Raw genomic sequence first — 20,069 nt, 5'->3', positions numbered from 1 at the left:
CCGTCGCCCGCGTATTTCGGTTCGGTAACGCAACCTCCTATGCTTGGTTGGAGCCTTTGCAAGGATTTGGGGGCGAGTGATCGTAAGGAAACCGGTATATGAGTAGTGTTCTGACAATCCGCGGCGGAGTCCCGCTTACAGGCCGCGTCAGCGTCAGGGGAGCAAAGAATCTTGTCCCCAAGGCGATGGTGGCAGCGTTGCTGGGCAACGAACCCTCGGTGTTGCGGAACGTTCCGGAGATCAAGGACGTGGAGGTGGTCACCTCCCTCCTGCAGCTGCATGGCGTCACCGTGGTCAAGGACCCGGTCAACGGCGACCTCACGCTGGATCCGAAGGCAGCCAAGACGGCCTCCAGCACTGCCATTGACGCCCACGCAGGCGACTCCCGGATTCCCATCCTGCTGTGCGGACCGCTGATCCACGCCATCGGCGAGGCGTTCATTCCCGATCTCGGCGGCTGCAAAATCGGCGACCGCCCCATCGACTACCACCTGGACGTGCTGCGGCAGTTCGGTGCCGTGGTGGAAAAGCGCCCCGGCGGGATCCACATCTCGGCACCCAAGGGCCTGCACGGGGCAAAGATCTCCCTTCCGTATCCGTCGGTGGGCGCCACCGAGCAGGTCCTGCTGAGCGCCACCCGCGCCGAGGGCATCACCGAGCTCTCCGGTGCCGCCACCGAGCCGGAGATCATCGACCTCATCGCCGTGCTGCAGAAGATGGGCGCCATCATCAGCGTCCAGACGGACCGGACCATCCGCATTGAGGGTGTCCGCGACCTCGGCGGCTACAACCACCGGGCGCTCTCGGACCGCAACGAGTCAGCGTCGTGGGCCTCTGCTGCCCTGGTCACCAAGGGCGACATCTTTGTTGAGGGCGCCTCCCAGCGGGACATGATGACCTTCCTGAACACCTACCGCAAGGTGGGCGGCGGGATGGACATCGGCGAGGACGGCATCCGTTTCTACCACCACGGCGGCAAGCTCAACCCGCTGGTCCTGGAGACTGACGTGCACCCCGGCTTCATGACGGACTGGCAGCAGCCCCTGGTGGTGGCCCTGACCCAGGCCGAAGGCGTCTCCATCGTCCACGAGACCGTCTACGAGAACCGCTTCGGATTCACGGATGCGCTCATCCGGATGGGGGCCAGCATCCAGGTGCACCGTGAATGCCTGGGCAGCGTCCCGTGCCGGTTTGGCCAGCGCAACTTCCTGCATTCGGCCGTGATCTCCGGACCTACCCAGCTCAAGGGCACCGATATCGACGTCCCGGACCTGCGCGGCGGCTTCAGCCACCTGATTGCGGCTCTGGCGGCCACGGGAACCTCACGCGTGACCGGCATCGACATCATCAACCGCGGCTACGAACGGTTTACCGAAAAACTGGCCGGGCTGGGTGCCGACTTCGACATCACCACCACGAAGTAGCGGGCAGACGTGAAAGAACCGGCCAAGAGCCGCGCCACCCTTGCGGTGGTTGCCGGAATAGTCCGCCCCCTGTTTAACCTCATGATGGACAAGAAGTGGGAGGGCACCGCGAAACTGCCTGCCGGCGGCTTTATTGCGGCGCCAAACCACTGCACCGAGATCGATCCCCTGATCATCGGCCACCTCCTCTACAACCACGGGATTGCCCCGCACTTCCTCGCCAAGTCCGGCCTGTTCAAGGTTCCGGTGCTGGGCTGGGTCCTGCGGGCCACCAAGCAGATCCCCGTGGAACGTTCGACGGCGGGGGCGAACCGCTCGCTGCAGCTCGCCCAGGAGATTGTTGCCGAGGGCGGCGCCGTCATCATTTATCCCGAGGGCACCCTCACCCGGGACCCTGCGCTGTGGCCCATGAAGGGCCACACCGGCGCCGCACGGCTCGCCCTTGAAGGCGGCATCCCGGTGGTGCCGATCGCCCACTGGGGTGCCCATGAGGTGTTCCCCCGCTACGGCAAGCGGTTCCACCTGTTCCCGCGCAAGCGGTCCAGGGTTGTGGTGGGCGATCCCGTGGACCTGAGCGCCTTCGCCGGGCGCCCGCTGGACAAAGCCACCCTGACAGGCGCCACGGACGCAATCATGGACGCAATCACCAGCCTCCTGGCGGAGATCCGGCAGGAAGAGCCTCCCGCGGAGCGCTGGGACCCGGCCAAGCAGCAGCAGGCGAAGCACGGCAGGTTCGTGGAACGCGGGCAGCAGCAGCCCGGTACCGGAACGGAAACTCCGTGACCGCTGGGGAAAGGGAGGCGGGCTCGGCCCGTTCCGTTGCCGTACTGGGCGCCGGCTCCTGGGGGACGACGTTCGCCAAGATCCTGGCTGATGCGGCGGCGGCAGCAGGCGATCCGCGCACCATCAGGCTGTGGGGCCGCCGCGCTGAAGTGGTGGACCAGATCAACACCAGCCACGTCAACGAGCAATACCTGAAGGACGTCCCGCTCCCGGAGAGCATCTCGGCGTCCACGGACGTTGCCGCCGTCCTGGACGGCGCGGACCTCGTGGTCATCGCCGTCCCGGCGCAGTCCCTGCGGCCGCAGCTGCGGGAATGGAAGGGCCTGATCGCCCGGGACGCCATGGTGGTTTCCCTGATGAAGGGCCTTGAGCTCGGCACGGACGCCCGGATGAGCGAGGTCATCGGCGAGGAGCTGGGCCTGCCCGCCGAACGTATCGCCATTGTGTCCGGTCCCAACCTGGCCATGGAGATTGCCCGCGAAGAACCAACCGCATCGGTGGTTGCCTGCACCGATTCCGCAGCTGCCGGCTGGATCGCCAGGAGCTGCACCGCTCCGTACTTCCGGCCCTACACCACAGCGGACGTCGTTGGGGTGGAGATCGGCGGGATCGTTAAAAACGTCATTGCGCTGGCCGTGGGCATCTGCGAGGGCAAACAGATGGGGGACAACACCAAAGCGTCCGTCATCACCCGCGGCCTGGCCGAGACGTCCCGCCTCGCCCTGGCCCTGGGCGGCGAGGCCAAGACCATGGCCGGCCTGGCCGGGCTGGGCGACCTCGTGGCCACCTGCTCCTCGCCGCTCTCGCGCAACCACACCGCCGGCCGCCTGCTCGGCCAGGGCCTCACGCTGGAGGAGGTGGGCCAGAAGATGACCCAGACCGCCGAAGGCATAAAATCAGGCCAGGCCGTCCACGAACTGGCAGGCAAGCTGGGCGTCGAGATGCCCATCACGGCCGCCGTCGTTGCCGTGCTGGCAGGCAAGCTGTCCGTTGACCAACTGGGGCCCCTCCTGCTGTCCCGGGAACTGAAACCTGAAGGCGATTACTGACGATGTCCCACGAAAACCTGGCCGCGGGGGAGACCGCGCCGCGGGCGAAACCCCGGGTGGCGGTACTTTTCGGCGGCCGCTCCAGCGAGCACGCCGTGAGCTGCGTAACGGCTGCCGGTGTGCTCGGCGCCATCAACAAGGACAAGTACGAGGTGATTCCGATTGGAATCGCCAAGACCGGGCAGTGGGTGCTCGCGGGCGCCGACACCGCCCAGTGGTCCCTGGCGTCCACGGCTCTGCCCGAGGTGGCGCCGTCACCGCAGACTGTCACCCTGGCGGAAATCGGGGGAGAGCACCAGCTGATCGTGGCGTCCCCGAACGAGGTACCCCAGGAGCTGGGAACCGTTGACGTGGTTTTCCCGCTGCTGCATGGCCCGTTCGGCGAGGACGGCACCATCCAGGGGCTGCTGGAACTCTCGGACACCCGCTACGTGGGCGCCGGCGTCCTTGCTTCCGCCGTGGGCATGGACAAGCACTACATGAAAGTGGTCTTCGAGGCGGCCGGGCTGCACGTGGGCCCGTATGTGGCGGTCACCGACCGTCAGTGGCGCAAGGACCCGGAGCTGGTCCGCAAACAGGTGGACCGGCTGGGCTTCCCGGTCTTCGTCAAACCGGCCCGCGCAGGCTCCTCGATGGGCATTTCCAAGGTTGACTCCCTGGCGGACCTGGACGCGGCCATCGAGGAAGCCCGCGAGCACGACCTCAAGCTGGTGATCGAGGCAGGGATTATCGGCCGGGAGATCGAATGCGCTGTCCTCGAAGGCAGGGGGACAGACGCTCCGCGGACCTCCATGCCGGGGGAGATCTCCGTGGCCGGCGGCACCCACGAGTTCTACGATTTCAACGCCAAGTATGTGGAGGACGACGCCGCCTCCCTCAGCTGCCCGGCAGACATTCCCGAGGAAGCCATCGCACGGGTCCGCGAGCTCGCAGCGGCAGCCTTTGACGCCGTAGGTGCCGAAGGACTGAGCCGTGTGGACTTCTTCTACACCCCCGCCGGTGAGCTCATCATCAATGAGATCAACACCATGCCAGGGTTCACGCCCAAGAGCATGTACCCGCAGATGTGGGCGGCCTCCGGGCTGGACTACGCAGACCTCATCGATGAACTGATCTACCTGGCGCTGCACCGTAAAACCGGGCTCCGCTGACGTCCCCACCGGCCCCTGACCGCAACGTGCTCCCTTACTGGCTGGGCGGCAGGTTCTGCAGGTCCTCCTGGCCCACGCAGTTCCTGGCCGCCGGTACCTTGCCGGCGGCCGCTGCAAGGTCTGCCAGGACTGTTGCGGAGCTGATTTTGTCGGGGTCCATCAGGATCTCGGTTGCCGGTTCGCGGCCATAGGTCGTCAGGGTCCAGACGGGGTTGCCCTCCTTGATGACCCAGTCGATGCCGTTAACGGTCACGCAACGGTCTGTCGTGGGGCCCGGGACGTTGACGCCGCAGCGGAGGATCACCAGGGAAGGATCACCCCAGGCGGCCGTCGCCTGGCTGTTGGTCTTCCGGAGCGGGTACTCGCCAATCGCGTCCGGCAACGCCACCATCATGGGAGCGCAGGCGGGGTTGGCTGCGTCCTGGGCGGCTGGAACATCCACGGGAGGCGAACAGGACGTCAATGATATGGCCGCAAGGCTCCCAATCAGTGCCAGCCTGGCAGCGCGGGCGGGCAGGGAAAGCTGGGGACGGTGCATCCCCCCAGCCTATCGCCGCCAGCGGGGCAGCCCCGACGCCGGGCACCGCCTGCCCCCAATGTCAGGACCCCGCGATAGCGTAGTGGGGTGCCTGAAAAACCCCTGTCCTCCCGCCCGCAGCCCCGTCCGCAATCCGGCAGCGGCCAGCCCGCTGGAGACCGGCCCCAGCTGACGGTCTCCGCCCTCCCTGTTTCTGCCCTCTCCGAGGGCGAGCTGCTGGCCCGGATCTTTCCTCGGCTGGCCATGGAAGGCACGCACTGCACCGCCACCCTCCTGGGGCCGGGGGACGATGCCGCCGTGATCGCTGCCCCGGACGGCAGGACCGTCATCAGCATCGACACGCAGGTCCAGGACCAGGACTTCCGGCTCCAGTGGCCAAGCGGCTACAAAACCACCGGGTTCGACGTCGGCTGGAAAGCAGCGGCGCAGAACCTCAGCGACATCAACGCCATGGGGGCAAGTGCAACCTCGCTGGTGGTGAGCCTCACGCTTCCTCCTGACACCCCTGTGGGCTGGGTGGAGGACCTGGCGGACGGACTCACCTCCGGGATCAGGGACCTCGGCGCGGCCACCTGCTCGGTGGCCGGAGGCGACCTGGGGCGCGGCCGGGAAATTTCCGTGACGGTTGCGGTGCTGGGCACCCTTGACGGCGGCCCGGCAGTCCTCCGGTCCGGGGCCAAACCCGGAGACACCCTGGCCCTCGCAGGCACCGCCGGCCACGCCGCCGCAGGACTTGCCCTGCTCGAGTCCGCCATTCCGCTGGAAACCCTCAGCGCCGAACTCCGCGGGCTGGCCGGCCTTCAGTGCAGGCCGCGGCCACCCCTGGCCGCGGGACCCGCCGCGAGGGCTGCCGGCGCAACAGCGATGCTGGACATCTCGGACGGCATGCTGCGGGACGGCTTGCGGCTGGCGGCAGCCAGCGGTGTCGCCGTCGACCTCCATCCGGGCCCGCTGGAGAGGCTCAAGGACGTCCTGCGGCACGCAGCGGAACATCTGCACACTGATGCCGGGGACTGGGTGCTCGGCGGCGGGGAAGACCACGGGCTGCTGGCCACATTCCCCTCCGGCACCCTGCTGCCCGCCGGATTCACTGCGATAGGCTCAATACAAGCACTGGGAATCAACGAGCGCCCGGGCGTCACGATAGCGGGCCGGTCCGCGGACACCGGGGGATGGGATCACTTTGCACACTAAGGTTGCCGCCAACGCGCAAGCGATGAAGAGGTGGTTGGGCAAGGCTGAGACGGCACTTGGCAACCACAGCGACCGCCTGAATGCCATTAATATTTTCCCGGTGGCCGATGGCGACACCGGGACAAACCTCTACGTCACCGTCCGGGCGGCCTCCCGGGCCGTGTCCGCCGGCGGGGACCAGCCTGCACAGATGGACGTGGGAGCCGTCCTGGCCACCGCCGGGCAGGCCGCAATGGAGGAAGCCCGGGGAAACTCGGGAACGCTTCTTTCGGTGTTCCTGACGGCCGCCGCCGAGCCGCTTGCGGGGCACACCCGCCTGACATCCACGCTTCTCGCAGCAGCGCTAAACCGCGCCCAGATCCGCGCCTGGTCAGCCCTGAGCGACCCCGTTCCCGGCACCATGCTCTCCGTCATGGAAGCGGCGGCCCGGGCGGCCGCCGCCGTGGACGCAGGGCAAAACGGCGACGACAGCAATCACGCCCTGGGCCTCGCCCTGGACGCCGCCGTCGAAGCCGCCCTCGCAGCCGTGATCCATACCGAGGACCAACTGGCCGCCCTGACTTCCGCGCACGTGGTGGACGCAGGCGGGGTGGGAATGCTGCTGATCCTCGATTGCCTGCGCTCGGCGATCCTTGGCGAGGAGCTCCAGAGCGAGCTCCTCGACGGACTGCACGGCTACGACGTGTCGGATCCGCACATCCACACCGCCATGCCGGACGACGACGGCGTGGAAGTCATGTGCACCATCAGCCTTTCCCCGCTCAACGCAGCCACACTCCGGCAGCGGCTGGACGAAATCGGCGAATCGGTCATCATGAGCCAGGTGGGCAGCGGGCCTGATTCCGGGGGCAACTACCGGTGGCGCGTCCACGTCCACGTGCCAGAGGGGGAGCCCGCCGTCGAAATCATCCGGTCCCTCGGCGAGCCCGCCAACATCAGCATCAGCGAACTTGCCCTGCCGCGCGATCCGGCAGCGGATGCAGTGAACTCCAGCGGGCATGAGCGCTGAACTGGACCTGGCGCTGGAACGCCGGCTTGGCAAGCGTTCCGCCGCAGTCATTGAAAAGCACCTGGGCATCACCACGGTGGAGGGGCTGCTCAACTATTACCCGCGCCGCTACATGAACCGCGGGGAGCTGACCCCCATCAGCGAGATCCCGCGGGACGAGGAAGTCACCCTGATCGCACGGGTCCTGTCCAGCAGCACCCGCCGCATGCAGGCGCGGCGCGGCACCATCACCGACGTCGTGGTTTCGGACGACGACGGAAAACAGGGACTTCGGCTGGTAGGCGGCACGGAGTACCGCGGCAAAGCGCCAGGGACCCTAAAAATCAGCTTCTTCAACGGCTACAAGGCCCAGGCGGAGCTGCTCCAGGGCCGGCTGGCCCTCTTTTCCGGCAAGGTCACCAGCTTCAAGGGTTCACTCGGCCTCACCAACCCGGACTACCAGCTCCTGGACGAGGACATGTTCAGTGGCAACGGCCGCGATCCGGAAAAGATGGCCGCCATGCCCATCCCCGTGTACCCGGCCACGTCCAAACTGCCCAGCTGGAAAATCCAAAAGGCCGTCTCCACGCTGCTCGAAACCGCTGACCTCGACTCCCTGCCCGACCCCATCCCCTCCGACATCGCGGCACGGGAGGAATTCCTCCCCATTGCCACGGCGTACCGGCTGATCCACGAGCCGGAGTCAGCCGGTGACTGGCAGCAGGCGCGCCGCCGTTTCCGCTACCAGGAAGCGCTGGTGCTGCAGTCCGCGCTGGCCCGCCGCCGCGCCCAGCTTGCCGCGGAGGAAGCCACCGCGCGCAGGCCCGTACCGGACGGTCTCCTGGCCCGCTTCGACGCCGATCTTCCCTTCACCCTCACTGCCGGGCAGGCCGCCGTCGGGGAGACCCTCGGGGACGAGCTGGCCCGGGACACCCCCATGAACCGGCTCCTGCAGGGCGAAGTGGGCTCCGGCAAGACCGTGGTGGCGCTCCGGGCAATGCTGCAGGTGGTGGATGCCGGGGGCCAGGCGGCCCTGCTGGCACCCACGGAAGTCCTCGCCGCACAGCATTTCGATTCGATCCGCCGCACGTTGGGGCCCCTGTCCGGCGACGGCCTGCTGGGCGGCATGGACGGCGCCTCCGTCCAGGTCTCGCTGCTCACCGGGTCCATGCCCACGGCGGCACGGCGCCAGGCCATGCTCGATGCTGCGTCCGGGACCGCTGGGATCGTCATCGGTACCCACGCCCTCCTCAGCGACAACGTTTCCTTCTACGACCTCGGCCTGATCGTGGTGGATGAGCAGCACCGGTTCGGCGTGGAGCAGCGTGACGCGCTCCGGGCCAAGGCCAGGAAGCCCCCGCACCTGCTCGTCATGACGGCCACGCCCATTCCGCGTACGGTCGCCATGACCGTTTTCGGCGACCTCGAAACGTCCGTCCTGAACGAACTGCCGGCCGGCAGGGCCCCCATTTCCACGCACCTGGTGGGGCTGGCCGAGAACCCGGCGTGGGCAGGCCGCATCTGGGCAAGGGCGCGCGAGGAGATTGACGCGGGCCACCAGGTATACGTCGTCTGCCCCAGGATCGGAACGGACGACGACGGCGACTTCAGTCCCGGTGAAGCGGCACCTCCGGCGGGGGACACGGAAGGCGACGGCGGGCGGGAGCTCGCCTCGGTGACCGCCGTCGTCGAGCATTTGCTGGAGGAGCCGTCCTTGTCCGGGGTGCCGCTGGCACCCCTCCATGGCCGCCAGGAGCCGGACCTGAAGTTTGGGGTGATGGACGATTTTGCGGCGAACCGCATCAAGCTGCTGGTGTCCACCACCGTGATCGAGGTGGGCGTGGACGTCCACAATGCAACCCTGATGGTCATCCTTGATGCCGACAGGTTCGGGATCTCCCAGCTGCACCAGCTCCGCGGCCGGGTGGGCCGGGGCGGGCTCCCGGGGACCTGCCTGCTGGTGACCTCCCTTGAACCGGGCCACCCCAGCCGGCGCAGGCTGGAGGCAGTGGCCGCAACCACCGACGGGTTTGCGCTGTCCGAGGAGGACCTCAAGATGCGTCGCGAGGGCGACATTCTTGGTGCCTCGCAGTCAGGCGGACGCTCCACCCTGAAGCTGCTGCGGGTCCTGGAACACGGGGATGTTATTGCCCGGGCAAGGGAAGATGCCCAGCAGATCGTGGGCGGGGACCCCGCCCTGGCGGCCCGTCCCGAGCTTGCCGAAGCGATAGAAAAGTACCTCAATCCGGAAAAGGAGGCGTTCCTTGAACGCGGATAGCATGGTGTGCGCCGGATTGCCTGGCTTCGCAGACAGGAGTGCCCGGTGAGCCGGATCATTGCGGGGGCCGCCGGCGGCTCCCCCCTCACAGCCGTTCCCGGTTCCCTGACCAGGCCCACCACGGACCGGGTCAAGGAGGCGCTTTTCTCCCGGCTTGATGCCTTCAACGTCATTGCCGGTGCCAGGGTCCTGGACCTTTATGCCGGCTCCGGCTCCCTGGGGGTTGAGAGCGGCAGCAGGGGAGCGCAGACAGTCGACCTGGTGGAGTCGGACGGGAAGGCGAGTGCAGTGTGCCAGCGCAATGCCGACCTCGTCAACGGCGTGCTGGGGCGCAAGGCCGTCACCGTGCACCGCTCGAAGGTCGAACCCTTCCTGGACCGTGCCCCGGAGACTGCTGAGTGGGACCTTGTCTTCATGGACCCGCCGTACCCGCTTGAGGAAGTGGCCTTGAATGCCGCGCTCCAGAAGCTCGCACCGCACCTGTCGGCTGCCGCCGTGGTGGTGGTGGAGCGGTCGTCCCGTTCCCCGGAGCCACAGTGGCCTGACGCCCTGGCCCGGTTCGCGGAGAAGAAATACGGCGAAACCAGGCTGTGGTACGCGGAGCCCAACGTGCCGGACGCCATCGACGAGGGCGACGTTCCGGCAGCGGCGGAAGACGCGGAACGCTAAACGGGCCGGCGCCCGAGATGCTCAGCGGTCAGCCCGCAAAGGGGTCCAGATCCAGTCCGGCCAGGACTTTCGCCGGGTGCGGCCCCCGGGCGGTCAGCTCGGCCGTCCAGTCCCGGGGCCACGGGGTCTGCGTGCCCGCAAGGATCACGTTTCCGGGATGGCGGCCCTCGAACATGCCCGCTTCTGCGAAGGCAGCCACATCCGCCATGGCCTCCCGCATGGCCGCCACCTGGCTTCGGACCAGGGTGAGCCCCGGTTCGTCACCCACATTGACGATCAGCACACCGCCGGGGCTGAGCCGGTCCCTAATTTCCCGGTAGAACGCGCTGCATGCCAGGTGCGCCGGTGCCTCCGGCCCGGAGAAGATGTCCAGGATGACGACGTCGAACCGGAGTTCCGGGTCCACCCGGGCCAGTGAATCCCGGGCATCGCCGGTGACAGTGTGCAGGTCCGTGCCCTCGGGCAGGGGGAGCTGGCGCAGGACGAAGTCAAGCAGCTCGCGCTCCAGCTCCACGGCATACTGCGCCGATCCGGGCCGGGTTGCCTGGATATACCGCGCCAGGGTCAGTGCCCCGGCCCCCAGGTGCAGCGCGCGGACAGGCTCCCCGGCAGGTGCTGCAAGGTCCACCAGGTGGCCGATCCGGCGGAGGTACTCGTAGAAGATCTCCTCCGGCCGGAGAAGGTTGACGTGGGACTGTTCCGCGCCGCCGATGCTCAGGACGTAGCTGCCCTCGGTGAAGGCATCCGGTTCAATGGACGCGTGCTGCCCGGTGGTCCGCAGGAACCGCGCCCGGGTGTCACGCCCGGCTGGCATCAGAGCCTGCCGCTGAGGGAAGCCAGGCGTGCGGCGGCCTCGTGCAGGACGCCGTCCTTCTTGCAGAAGGCGAACCGGAGCAGGCTTCGGGTCCGCTGTGCCCCCTCCTCGTGGCAAAACACGGGGACCGGGATCGCGGCGACTCCCACCAGGGCCGGAAGCCTCCGGGCAAGGTCCACCGAGTCGGTGATGCCCAGGGGAGCAGTGTCAACATTGACGAAGTATGTGCCCTGCGGGGAAAAGACGTCGAAGCCTGCGGCGCGGAGCCCTTCGCTCAGGATGTCCCGCTTCTGCTGCAGGGATGCCGCGATGCCCTCGTAGAAGGAGTCCGGCAGGCCCAGGCCCAGGGCGATGGCCGACTGGAACGGGGTGCCCGAACTGTAGGTGAGGAACTGCTTGACGGTCCGCACGGCGGCCACCAGCTCCTCCGGGCCCGTGAGCCAGCCGATCTTCCACCCGGTCAGGGAGAACGTCTTGCCTGCGGAGGAGATCGTGATGGTGCGGTCCGCGGCTCCGGGCAGGGACGCCACCGGCACGTGGCTGACGCCGAACGTGAGGTGTTCATAGACCTCATCCGTGACGATGATGCTGTTGTGCGTGCGTGCCAGCTCGACGATCCGCTGCAGCACCTCCCGCGGGAAGACTGCGCCGGTCGGGTTGTGGGGGTTGTTCAGGAGGACAATCTTTGTCCGCGGGCTGAACGCGGCTTCGAGTGCTGCCATGTCCGGCATGAAGTCCGGGGCCAGCAGCGGGGCGGTCACGTGGGTTGCGCCGGACAGGCCGATCACGGCGCCGTAGGAATCGTAGAAGGGTTCCAGGGTGAGCACCTCGTCGCCAGGCCCGGCGAACGCCAGGAGCGCGGCGGCAATGGCCTCGGTGGCGCCGGTGGTGATGACCACCTCGGTGGCGGGGTCGGGCGCAAGGCCATAGAAGCGCTGCTGGTGTGCCGCCACTGCCTCGCGCAGTTCCGGGATGCCTTTGCCCGGTGCATACTGGTTCGCGCCGGCTGCGATGGCGGCCCGGGCGGCTTCCCTGATTTCCAGTGGTCCGTCCTCGTCCGGAAATCCCTGGCCGAGGTTGATGGCGCCTGTCTGGACAGCCAGGGTGGTCATCTCCTCGAAGATGGTGACGCCCAGCCCTCCGCCGGGGGAGAGGAGGTTTGCTCCGAGGGCTGTGCGCTGCCAGGGAGCGGGAGCCGTGGGCGCGGAAACTTCCCGTGGTGCATGCATCCAGTCATGGTATCCCGGCCTTCCCATGGGGTAGGTTCGGAGCATGAGACGCGCTGTCTGCCCCGGATCCTTCGACCCCATCCACAACGGCCATCTCGAGGTTATTGCACGGGCGGCCGGCCTGTTCGATGAAGTCATTGTGGCCGTGTCCACCAACCAGGCCAAGAAGTACAGGTTCACCCTGACCGAGCGCCTGGAGATGGCGCGGGAAACCCTCGCCTCGCTCAAGGGCATCGTGGTGGAACCCGTAGGGGAAGGGCTGCTGGCCGAGTACTGCCGGCAGCGGGGCGTCTCAGCCATCGTCAAAGGCCTGAGGTCATCGTCGGACTTCGACTACGAGCTGCCCATGGCCACCATGAACCGGCAGCTCAGCGGCGTGGAAACAGTCTTCCTGCCGGCTGAGGCGCACTATCTTCACCTGTCCTCCACCCTGATCAAGGAGGTGGCAGGCCTTGGCGGCAACGTCTCCGACTATGTGCCCCGGTCAGTGCAGCGGCGGATGCTCGCGGGCGAGCCTCCGCACAACCAGCACCCGAAAGGGTAGGCTTGTCCGGTACTTCGGCACTGTGCGCCGGCCGGTTTGAGTCCCCGTGGCTCTTCAGGCTAAGATGGTACGTCGGTCATATGTTCAACAGGAGTTCTCATTAAAAGAGATGCTGGTTCGCCCTTGGCGTTCGACGTCAAGGACCTCGGGCGCAGCCCGGGAAGCATGCGGACACTGAAGGAACATGTACCCGCACCAGGTGACCTTGGTGTGGCGCTCATTGGTGTTCAGGAAGGCTCGGATGTTGAGCTGGACCTGAGGCTTGAGGCCGTACACGAAGGAATTCTGGTATCAGGTACCGTGCTCACTGAAGTAACAGGTGAGTGCGGCCGATGCCTGGATCCCCTTGCGTATGACCTTGAGGTCAATGTGCAGGAACTTTTCTTCTATGAAGGCGTGGAGCTTTCGGACGAAGAAGATAATGAAGAGCAACGTCGAGTCGAGCACGATGTAATCGATCTTGAACCGGTGTTGCGGGACGCAGTAGTGACCGCGCTGCCGTTCCAGCCGGTGTGCCGGGAAGACTGCCAGGGCCTTTGCTCCGAATGTGGAGTTCGCCTGGAAGACGAGCCGGGGCACCACCACGAGGTCCTGGATCCTCGCTGGGCTGCCCTAGCTGATATGGCTAAGCCTGACCGGCAAAATTGATGTGTACGTGTTTGTCTAGAGAGAAATGAGTTAGCCGTGGCTGTTCCCAAGCGGAAAATGTCTCGCTCGAATACCCGCGCCCGCCGCTCCCAGTGGAAGGCGACCGCCCCCCACCTGGTGAAGACCGTCGAGAACGGCCAGGTCACCTACAGCCTGCCGCACCAGGCAAAGGTCGTCACCGACTCGGCCGGCACTGCGCTGTTCCTTGAGTACAAGGGACGCAAGGTCGCAGACGTCTAATCGGCCACTCAGGCTGACATGATGTCTTCAACTGAAGAGCTTCTGAAGCGTCTCGGTGTCTCTATTGACGCCGGGACGCTTCGTCTTGCGCTCACCCACCGTTCCTACGCCTACGAAAACGGCGGCATTCCCACGAACGAGCGCCTGGAATTCCTGGGCGACTCCATCCTGGGATTTTCCGTCACGGACGCCCTGTACCGGGACAACCCGGATCTTCCTGAAGGCGACCTGGCCAAGCGGCGTTCCGCCGTCGTCAGCACCCGCGCGCTGGCCGGCATCGGCCGCAGCCTGGGCATCGGGGAGTACATCTACCTTGGGCAGGGCGAAAAGCTCACCCAGGGCAAGAACAAGGCGTCCATCCTCGCAGACACCATGGAGGCGCTGATCGGTGCCACCTACGTCTCCAATGACATCGAGACGGCCCGCCAGCTGGTGATGCGCCTGATCGGTCCGCTGCTCAAGGACGCCGCAGCCCTGGGCGCCGGGACGGATTGGAAGACCAGCATCCAGGAACTGGCCGCCAGCCGCCAGCTGGGCACCATCCACTACGCCGTGGATGGCTCCGGGCCGGACCACGCGCGGACCTTTACTGCAGTCCTGCACGTCGGCGGCACCGCCTACGGTAAGGGCTCCGGCCATTCCAAGAAGGAAGCGGAGCAGGAAGCTGCCGCAGACGCCTGGCGGGTACTCTCCGGAGCCGGCAACCCTCCGGGGGCAGCCGCGTCCGCCGGCTCCACCCCCGCAACCTAGCGCCGTGCCCGAACTTCCCGAAGTCGAGGTGGTCCGGCGCGGCCTGGTCAGCTGGGTCCGGGGACGGACCATCGAGGCGGTGGAGGTGGTTGATCCACGCTCGATCCGCCGCCACGCGCTGGGCACCGAAGACTTTATCGGGAACCTGCAGGGCGCCACCGTCGGGGACGTTGTGCGGCGAGGCAAGTTCCTCTGGATGCCGCTTCTGGACACCGGCGCCGGCGCACCGGCCGGAACCCGGGACAGTGCCGGCCTGCCGCAGGTGGCGCTCATGGCGCACCTGGGCATGAGCGGCCAGCTCCTGATGCAGGGCAGGGACGTGCCGGACGAAAAGCACCTCAAAGTCCGCCTCCGGCTCAGCCCCCGCGACGGCATGCCCGACCAGCTGCGGTTCGTGGACCAACGGATCTTCGGGGGCCTGTTTGTCACCGACCTGGTTCCAACAGACGACGGCGGCCCCGGCGGACTCGCTGAATCGCCCCTTCCGCTGATCGCAGGGGAAGCGGCGCACATCGCACGGGATCCCCTGGACCCGGCCTTTTCGTTCGACCTTTTCTACCGGCGTCTCCGGAAACGTAAAACGGGGTTGAAGCGGGCACTGCTGGACCAGGGCCTGGTGTCCGGCATCGGCAACATTTACGCCGATGAAGCCCTCTGGCGCGCCCGGCTGCACTACGCCAGGCCCACCGACACGCTGCGGCGGGCCGAGGCGGAACGCGTCATCGCGGAAGCCCGGCAGGTCATGCTGGACGCCCTGGCCGCCGGCGGGACCAGCTTTGACTCCCTCTACGTCAACGTCAACGGCGCCTCCGGGTACTTCGACCGGTCCCTAAATGCCTACGGCCGCGAAGGCCTGGAGTGCAAGCGCTGCGCCGCGGCCGGCGTGTCCAGCGTCATGAAGCGCGAACAGTTCATGAACCGTTCGTCCTACACCTGCCCGGCCTGCCAGCCCCGGCCGCGGAACGGGCGCTGGTAGCGGAACGCTCGCGGAAGCGTAATAGACCAGCGGCCTACCGGGCGCGGTAGTGCGCGGCCAGCCTCGCCAGGCCCTCGTCAAGGGATACTGCCGGTGCCCAGTTCAGGAGCCGGCGGGTTTCGCGCTGGTCGAACCAGTGGGCGGTGGAGAGCTGCTCGGCGAGGAACCTGGTCATCGGTGGTTCCCCGGCCCGCCCGGCCCGGGTCCACAGGCCTTCGATCAGGGACCCTGCCGCCCGCGCCAGGCCGCCCGGAACGGACCAGGACGGAGCCGGGACGCCACCTGCTGCACAGATGCCCGCCAGCAGCTCGCCCACCGGCCGTGGTTCACCATTGCTGACCACGAGCGCCCGGCCGTGGATGTGCTCCATGCGGTGCAGCGCCGCGACGATGGCCGAAGCCGCATTGTCCACGTAGGTTGTGTCGATCAGGGCAGCCCCGTCGTCGAGGAGCGGCAGCCGGCGGCGGCGGGCGCGGTCCAGGACCCGTTCCACCAGTTGTGTGTCACCAGGGCCCCACACGATGTGCGGCCGCACCGCTGCGACCCGGAAATCCGGGGAGTCCGCAGCCAGCGCCAGCAGTTCGGCTTCGGCTTTGGTGCGCGAATAGTCGCCGTGCGCGCGGGCGGGCTCCGCGGGCTCGGCGCCCAACCCCGCTATCGCGGCCCCCGAGTTGGCCACGGACGGCGAGGAAACGAAGACCAGGTCCCTGACCCCCGCCCTGCGGGCTGCGCGGAGCAGGCGGCGCGTGCCGTCCACATTCACGGCGTCGAAGTCCGCGGCTTTCCCCGTGAAGGAGACCTTGGCGGCCAGGTGGATAACGCCGTCCGCACCGGTAACGGCGCGGCGGACGGCATCGTCGTCCGTGAGGGAGCCGGGATGGTCCGTGGCGCCGTCGACGAGGGCCGGGCGCCGCTGGAAGGTGCTGACGTCGTGGCTCTGGTGGACCAGCAGCCGCGCCACCCCGCCGCCCAGCAGGCCGCTCGCCCCGGTGACCAGGACCCTCATGGCCTGCCCGCCCGTCCGCCGGACAGCACCGCGGCGGCCCACCGGGACAGGCGCGTCCGGTCGATCTTGGCGTTATGGCGGATGTCGGTGGGCTGGGAGGGCACAACCAGGACGGCGGAGACGCTGACGCCTTGCGTCCGGGCCGCTTCCCGGACCCGCGCTGCGAGCTGCTGCGCGGCGGGGCCCGCCCGGCGGGCCTGCGGCATCGTCTCGACGACGGCCACCACAGCTTGCGTCCCGGAAGGGCCGACGCCGACGACGGCCGCCAGCCCGACGCCGTCCAGCAGTTCGATAGCCTGTTCTGCGCCCACCGGAGTCACCACGGCGTCCGGCGCGGTGACGACATGGGCCAGGCGTCCTTCCACCCAGAGCCGGCCGGCACCGTCGAAGTGTCCGACGTCGCCGGTGCGGTGCCAGCCGGCCGTGCGGATGCTCTCACGCTGGGTCAGCCAGAGCCTGTCGTAGGTTTCCTTCACATGCGGTGCGCTCACCAGGATCTCGCCGGTGGTTCCCGGTTCCGTGACGGGTGTGTCGCCGGGGGCGGTGCCGTCCGCAGCGAGCGGGATGACCGCTACGCGGGCGCCGTGCACGGGCCGTCCCACGCACACGCCGTTGCCGGCCCCTGCCGTATGTCCGGCGGCAGCGTCTGCCGCGGCGGCACGGATCTGTTCATAGCTGATGTCGGTAACCGGCAGTGCCTCGGTCATTCCATAGGGGGTATGCAGCGAGGCGTGGGGCAGCAGCCGCTGCGTCTCCGCGAGGAGCGTTTCGGCCACGGGGGCGCCGGCCGAGAGGAGCAGGTCCACGCGTCCCAGGGCCTGCCGGCTGGATTGGCCCAGGCCGTTCCGGGTGGCGAGGACGTTGCGCAGTGCCGCGGGGGAGGCGAAGACCACGGTGGCGTCGATGGCCGCGGCGGCGTCCGCCAGTGCGCGGGCTGTGAGGGTGCGCGGTGCGGTGACGTCCATGGCGGGCGTCACGGAGACCGCCCCCAGGGCCGGTCCCAGCAGGGCGAAGGGCGCGAACCCGGCCACCAGGCGTGCGCCGGGACGGATCCCCAGCGTCGCGGCCACGGTGTCCCGCATCGCCGCCAGCCGCCGCTGCGTGTACACCACACCCTTGGCGGGTCCGGTGGAGCCTGAGGTGAAGAGCACCGCGGCGGGCGCATCCGGGTCCGGGTCCTGCAGGACGGGTGTCATGATCTTGCCCTGGCGGGCCAGGGCGGCGAGGGAGGTCTCGACGGCGAGGAGCCGGCGGCGGGCGGAGGGCAGGTCCCGCACGCTGATCCGCCGCCCGGGCCAGCCGAGTACTGAGGCTGCGGCGAGGGCCTTGTCGATGCCGATAAGGAAATCCGGGGCGGCGCCCTTGACGGCGCGGCTCAGGCCCCGGGTGCCGAGTCCGGCGTCCGCCACCACCACCACGGCGCCGAGCCGCAGGCAGGCGTAGAGGACCACGGTCAGGTCCACGCCGGGTGGAACCATCAGGCTCACACGGCTGCCCGTCCGTACCCCGGCCTGCCGGAGTCCCTTGGCCACGGCGGCGATCTGCTGTTCAAGCTCCAGCCAGCTGAGCGAACGGGAGACGCTCCCGTCCGAGGCCATTTCAGCGACGGCGGTGTCCCCGCCGGCCGGTCCTGCCGCGAGCTCCGCCAGCGGTTCCCACAAAGGCGTAAAGCCGGTGCCGGAATCTGCCGTGAGGGAACGCACGGCAGGCTCAGGCGCCGCATGGGAAGACACAGCCTGGGAAGGCGCGGCAGGCTGGGCTGCCGCCGCAAACACAGTCCCCCCGCCGCCCGCCGCACTGTCCACGCCGTACCCGGCGAGCCACTCGAAGACGGGACCGGCGATATCCCGGTCCTCCGCGACCAGGTGGCCGGCTCCTTCGAAGCGGTGTACTTTCGCGTCCGGCAGCCGGCCGATCAGGTCCTTGAGGTACCGGTCGGAAAAGATCGGATCCCGCGGGCCCCAGAGCAGGAGCGCTGGAACCTTCAGCCCGCGCACTCCTTCGGCGACGCGCCTGAGCGCGGCAAAGCTGGGATGGGATGGGTCCGCGGGGATGTCCGCCACGAAGTTCCCCACGCCCCCGCGGCGGCCGGCGCCCGCGTACGGGGCCATGAACGCGCGCCGGACCCCGGGGGCAAGCTGCGGGCGTGCCAGGGCATGGGTGACCCGCAGGAAAGCGTCCGACGTCGTTGTGCCCCATTTGTGCACGGCGGGGTGCAGGGCAAGGCGCAGCGCCGGCGGGATGGGTGAGCCGGCAGGCTGGTGGACCGCGGTGTTGGTCAGCACCACCCCGGCGAGCTGCTGCGGATGGGCCAGGGCCCAGCCGAGGCTGATCACCCCGCCCCAGTCGTGGCCGACGGTGACCACGGGGCCGTCCAGCTCCAGGGCGGCGGTGAGGTCGCCAAGATCGTTGATCCTGTCCGCCAGCCGGCGGAATGTCCCGGTCCGCTCGGAGAAGCCCATGTCCAGCTGGTCCACGGCCACCACGCGCCAGGGCTGCTCCGGGCGCGATCCGGCGGCCAGCAGCGTCCGCCACAGGTAGGACCACGTCGGGTTGCCGTGCACGCAGAGCAGGGTGCCGGCAGGAGCCAGGCCGCGGCGGGACAGCTGCGCTCCGTTGTCCAGGAGGTGCCAGCGGCGCACCGTTCCGGGTTCATCTGCGGCTGAGGTGGACGGCACATCGATTCGGCGTGACCATTCCGGGTCGACGCCGGGCCAGTCGGCGGTTACCAAACGATTTCCACCATGGCGGTGTTGAGGCCGGAACCGACGCCCATGCACAGCACGCGGTCCCCCTCATTGAGGTTCTGGGACTCGGCGGCCAGCGTCATGGGGAGCGACGCCGGCCCCACGTTGCCCCAGTGCGGGAACGTGATGGGCACCTTGTCCGGGTCCAGGTCGATGGCGTCAACGATGGCCTGGGTGTACGCCGTACTCACCTGGTGCGTGACATAACGGTCCATCGAGCCCCAATCCCACTCGGGCTGGGCCTCGTGCCAGGCGTCGAGCACCAGCTGCAGGCCGCCGTCGAGAAGGCCCTTGGTGTCGGTGGCCATGCCGTCGATGCCGCCGACGCACAGTTCGTGGTGCTCCGTCCCGGCCCGCATCACGCCGCCGAGGATCCGGTGCGCCCCCGGGTGTTCGTCCGCCGGTCCCAGGACGGCCGCAGCGGCCCCTGAGCCCAGGGTGAGCGTGGCGAACTCGCGGTTGAAGTCCTCGCGGGTTGTTTCGGGCCTCTGCAGCCGGGCCAGGGTGGCCTCCTGCGTGGCTTGTGCATCCTCGCCGTTGACGATCACCGCGTACTTGATCTGGCCGGAGTCGATCATGTTCGCGGCCAGGGTCATGCCGTTGACGAACCCCAGGCAGGCGTTGGCGACGTCGAAGTTCATGGCGGAGGACGGCAGGCCCAGTCCGTGGTGGATCTTGACCGCGACGGACGGTTCGAGGTTCCGCCGCGTGACGGAGGTGTTGATCAGCAGTCCCACCTCGGACGCTTCGATGCCGGAGTCCGCCAGGGCCTTTGCGCCTGCCTCGATGGCGGCGTCGTCGAAGGAGGTACCGGGTGCCCACCACCTGCGGTGCGTGACACCGGCTACCCGCTCGAGCAGCCTTGGGGGAAATTTCAGCCGGCGCAGGGTGGATGCCAGCCGGTGGTCGAATTCCGTTGAACTGACAATCTGCGGAGCCTGGACGCCGATCACCGAGAGCAGAGCGGTGTTGCGGTGCCGGAATGTTGCATTCCCTATCAAATCAAGCCTCTGTTCGTGTCCGTCCCGTGCTGTGGCGGGT

19 protein-coding genes are annotated in these 20,069 nt (G+C 68.1%); 13 read left to right on the top strand and 6 right to left on the bottom strand.

Annotated elements, in window-relative coordinates; genetic code table 11:
- The first annotated feature begins 98 nt into the window (after positions 1-98).
- The 4 genes from murA to AC4BCK_RS12275 are packed head-to-tail and all read left to right on the top strand — an operon-like array spanning position 99 to position 4,407.
- Positions 99-1,424, top strand: coding sequence for a UDP-N-acetylglucosamine 1-carboxyvinyltransferase (murA, locus tag AC4BCK_RS12290; RefSeq protein ID WP_066276889.1), 1,326 nt, complete (start codon positions 99-101; stop codon positions 1,422-1,424).
- 9 nt (positions 1,425-1,433) lie between these two features.
- The gene (locus AC4BCK_RS12285) at positions 1,434-2,207 is read left to right on the top strand and encodes a lysophospholipid acyltransferase family protein (protein ID WP_363955661.1); all 774 of its coding nucleotides are present in this window, start codon (positions 1,434-1,436) and stop codon (positions 2,205-2,207) included.
- The gene (locus AC4BCK_RS12280) at positions 2,204-3,256 is read left to right on the top strand and encodes an NAD(P)H-dependent glycerol-3-phosphate dehydrogenase (RefSeq protein WP_251423582.1); all 1,053 of its coding nucleotides are present in this window, start codon (positions 2,204-2,206) and stop codon (positions 3,254-3,256) included. Before AC4BCK_RS12285 ends, AC4BCK_RS12280 begins: the two co-directional genes overlap by 4 nt.
- A gap of 2 nt (positions 3,257-3,258) precedes the next feature.
- Complete coding sequence (locus AC4BCK_RS12275; protein WP_251423580.1) at positions 3,259-4,407, top strand: D-alanine--D-alanine ligase family protein; 1,149 nt, start codon at positions 3,259-3,261, stop codon at positions 4,405-4,407.
- A 34-nt stretch (positions 4,408-4,441) separates the two neighbouring features.
- Here the strand turns inward: AC4BCK_RS12275 and AC4BCK_RS12270 are convergent, their stop codons facing one another.
- The gene (locus AC4BCK_RS12270; RefSeq protein WP_174178159.1) at positions 4,442-4,945 is read right to left on the bottom strand and encodes a DUF3515 domain-containing protein; all 504 of its coding nucleotides are present in this window, start codon (positions 4,943-4,945) and stop codon (positions 4,442-4,444) included.
- A 243-nt stretch (positions 4,946-5,188) separates the two neighbouring features.
- Between AC4BCK_RS12270 and thiL the strand changes: the two genes are divergently transcribed.
- The 4 genes from thiL to rsmD are packed head-to-tail and all read left to right on the top strand — an operon-like array spanning position 5,189 to position 10,074.
- A complete protein-coding gene (gene thiL, locus AC4BCK_RS12265) occupies positions 5,189-6,139 on the top strand; it encodes a thiamine-phosphate kinase (protein ID WP_174178242.1) in 951 nt (316 codons plus the stop codon).
- A gap of 22 nt (positions 6,140-6,161) precedes the next feature.
- A complete protein-coding gene (locus tag AC4BCK_RS12260; protein WP_363955665.1) occupies positions 6,162-7,148 on the top strand; it encodes a DAK2 domain-containing protein in 987 nt (328 codons plus the stop codon).
- Positions 7,138-9,405 (top strand): ATP-dependent DNA helicase RecG, encoded by a 2,268-nt coding sequence (locus tag AC4BCK_RS12255; RefSeq protein ID WP_490565988.1) that lies wholly within the window; start codon positions 7,138-7,140, stop codon positions 9,403-9,405. Before AC4BCK_RS12260 ends, AC4BCK_RS12255 begins: the two co-directional genes overlap by 11 nt.
- Before the next feature lie 45 nt (positions 9,406-9,450).
- A complete protein-coding gene (rsmD, locus tag AC4BCK_RS12250; protein WP_363955668.1) occupies positions 9,451-10,074 on the top strand; it encodes a 16S rRNA (guanine(966)-N(2))-methyltransferase RsmD in 624 nt (207 codons plus the stop codon).
- Positions 10,075-10,102: 28 nt separating this feature from the next.
- Here the strand turns inward: rsmD and AC4BCK_RS12245 are convergent, their stop codons facing one another.
- Together AC4BCK_RS12245 and AC4BCK_RS12240 are read right to left on the bottom strand one after the other, a co-directional pair.
- Positions 10,103-10,888, bottom strand: a complete 786-nt coding sequence (locus AC4BCK_RS12245) for a spermidine synthase (protein ID WP_310113801.1) — start codon at positions 10,886-10,888, stop codon at positions 10,103-10,105.
- A complete protein-coding gene (locus tag AC4BCK_RS12240; RefSeq protein ID WP_490565987.1) occupies positions 10,888-12,117 on the bottom strand; it encodes an aminotransferase class I/II-fold pyridoxal phosphate-dependent enzyme in 1,230 nt (409 codons plus the stop codon). The genes AC4BCK_RS12245 and AC4BCK_RS12240 overlap by 1 nt, the downstream gene beginning before the upstream one ends.
- A gap of 43 nt (positions 12,118-12,160) precedes the next feature.
- Here AC4BCK_RS12240 and coaD point away from each other — a divergent pair, with 43 nt between their 5' ends.
- From coaD to mutM, 5 genes are all read left to right on the top strand, one after another.
- The gene (coaD, locus tag AC4BCK_RS12235; RefSeq protein WP_066276863.1) at positions 12,161-12,661 is read left to right on the top strand and encodes a pantetheine-phosphate adenylyltransferase; all 501 of its coding nucleotides are present in this window, start codon (positions 12,161-12,163) and stop codon (positions 12,659-12,661) included.
- A gap of 123 nt (positions 12,662-12,784) precedes the next feature.
- Positions 12,785-13,309 (top strand): YceD family protein, encoded by a 525-nt coding sequence (locus AC4BCK_RS12230; protein WP_082874416.1) that lies wholly within the window; start codon positions 12,785-12,787, stop codon positions 13,307-13,309.
- Between the two features lie 36 nt (positions 13,310-13,345).
- Positions 13,346-13,549, top strand: coding sequence for a 50S ribosomal protein L32 (gene rpmF / locus AC4BCK_RS12225; RefSeq protein ID WP_009356569.1), 204 nt, complete (start codon positions 13,346-13,348; stop codon positions 13,547-13,549).
- A gap of 21 nt (positions 13,550-13,570) precedes the next feature.
- Complete coding sequence (rnc, locus tag AC4BCK_RS12220; RefSeq protein WP_174178244.1) at positions 13,571-14,299, top strand: ribonuclease III; 729 nt, start codon at positions 13,571-13,573, stop codon at positions 14,297-14,299.
- A gap of 4 nt (positions 14,300-14,303) precedes the next feature.
- Positions 14,304-15,275 (top strand): bifunctional DNA-formamidopyrimidine glycosylase/DNA-(apurinic or apyrimidinic site) lyase, encoded by a 972-nt coding sequence (gene mutM, locus AC4BCK_RS12215; RefSeq protein ID WP_310113809.1) that lies wholly within the window; start codon positions 14,304-14,306, stop codon positions 15,273-15,275.
- A gap of 34 nt (positions 15,276-15,309) precedes the next feature.
- Here mutM and AC4BCK_RS12210 read toward each other — a convergent pair whose 3' ends face one another.
- Genes AC4BCK_RS12210 through AC4BCK_RS12200 form a run of 3 tightly spaced genes read right to left on the bottom strand, consistent with a single transcriptional unit; the run spans position 15,310 to position 20,029 of the window.
- Positions 15,310-16,281, bottom strand: a complete 972-nt coding sequence (locus AC4BCK_RS12210; protein WP_400619077.1) for an NAD-dependent epimerase/dehydratase family protein — start codon at positions 16,279-16,281, stop codon at positions 15,310-15,312.
- The gene (locus AC4BCK_RS12205) at positions 16,278-19,013 is read right to left on the bottom strand and encodes an alpha/beta fold hydrolase (RefSeq protein ID WP_490565986.1); all 2,736 of its coding nucleotides are present in this window, start codon (positions 19,011-19,013) and stop codon (positions 16,278-16,280) included. The genes AC4BCK_RS12210 and AC4BCK_RS12205 overlap by 4 nt, the downstream gene beginning before the upstream one ends.
- Positions 19,007-20,029, bottom strand: a complete 1,023-nt coding sequence (locus AC4BCK_RS12200) for a 3-oxoacyl-ACP synthase III (RefSeq protein ID WP_490565985.1) — start codon at positions 20,027-20,029, stop codon at positions 19,007-19,009. Before AC4BCK_RS12200 ends, AC4BCK_RS12205 begins: the two co-directional genes overlap by 7 nt.
- Between the last annotated feature and the right edge of the window lie 40 nt (positions 20,030-20,069).

The organism is Pseudarthrobacter sp. As-47 (genome assembly GCF_058215595.1).
Note: the sequence above shows the minus strand (reverse complement) of the source record. Positions and strands in the feature narration are given on the sequence as shown.

Bases quoted from the DNA above. Each gene is read 5' to 3' on its own strand.
- AC4BCK_RS12260 (WP_363955665.1), top strand. From the start codon at position 6,162: ATGAAGAGGTGGTTGGGCAAGGCTGAGACGGCACTTGGCAACCACAGC.
- AC4BCK_RS12255 (WP_490565988.1), top strand. From the start codon at position 7,138: ATGAGCGCTGAACTGGACCTGGCGCTGGAACGCCGGCTTGGCAAGCGT.
- thiL (WP_174178242.1), top strand. From the start codon at position 5,189: ATGGAAGGCACGCACTGCACCGCCACCCTCCTGGGGCCGGGGGACGAT.
- AC4BCK_RS12210 (WP_400619077.1), bottom strand. From the start codon at position 16,281: ATGAGGGTCCTGGTCACCGGGGCGAGCGGCCTGCTGGGCGGCGGGGTG.
- murA (WP_066276889.1), top strand. From the start codon at position 99: ATGAGTAGTGTTCTGACAATCCGCGGCGGAGTCCCGCTTACAGGCCGC.
- AC4BCK_RS12275 (WP_251423580.1), top strand. From the start codon at position 3,259: ATGTCCCACGAAAACCTGGCCGCGGGGGAGACCGCGCCGCGGGCGAAA.
- AC4BCK_RS12270 (WP_174178159.1), bottom strand. From the start codon at position 4,945: ATGCACCGTCCCCAGCTTTCCCTGCCCGCCCGCGCTGCCAGGCTGGCA.
- coaD (WP_066276863.1), top strand. From the start codon at position 12,161: ATGAGACGCGCTGTCTGCCCCGGATCCTTCGACCCCATCCACAACGGC.
- rnc (WP_174178244.1), top strand. From the start codon at position 13,571: ATGTCTTCAACTGAAGAGCTTCTGAAGCGTCTCGGTGTCTCTATTGAC.
- AC4BCK_RS12240 (WP_490565987.1), bottom strand. From the start codon at position 12,117: ATGCATGCACCACGGGAAGTTTCCGCGCCCACGGCTCCCGCTCCCTGG.
- AC4BCK_RS12245 (WP_310113801.1), bottom strand. From the start codon at position 10,888: ATGCCAGCCGGGCGTGACACCCGGGCGCGGTTCCTGCGGACCACCGGG.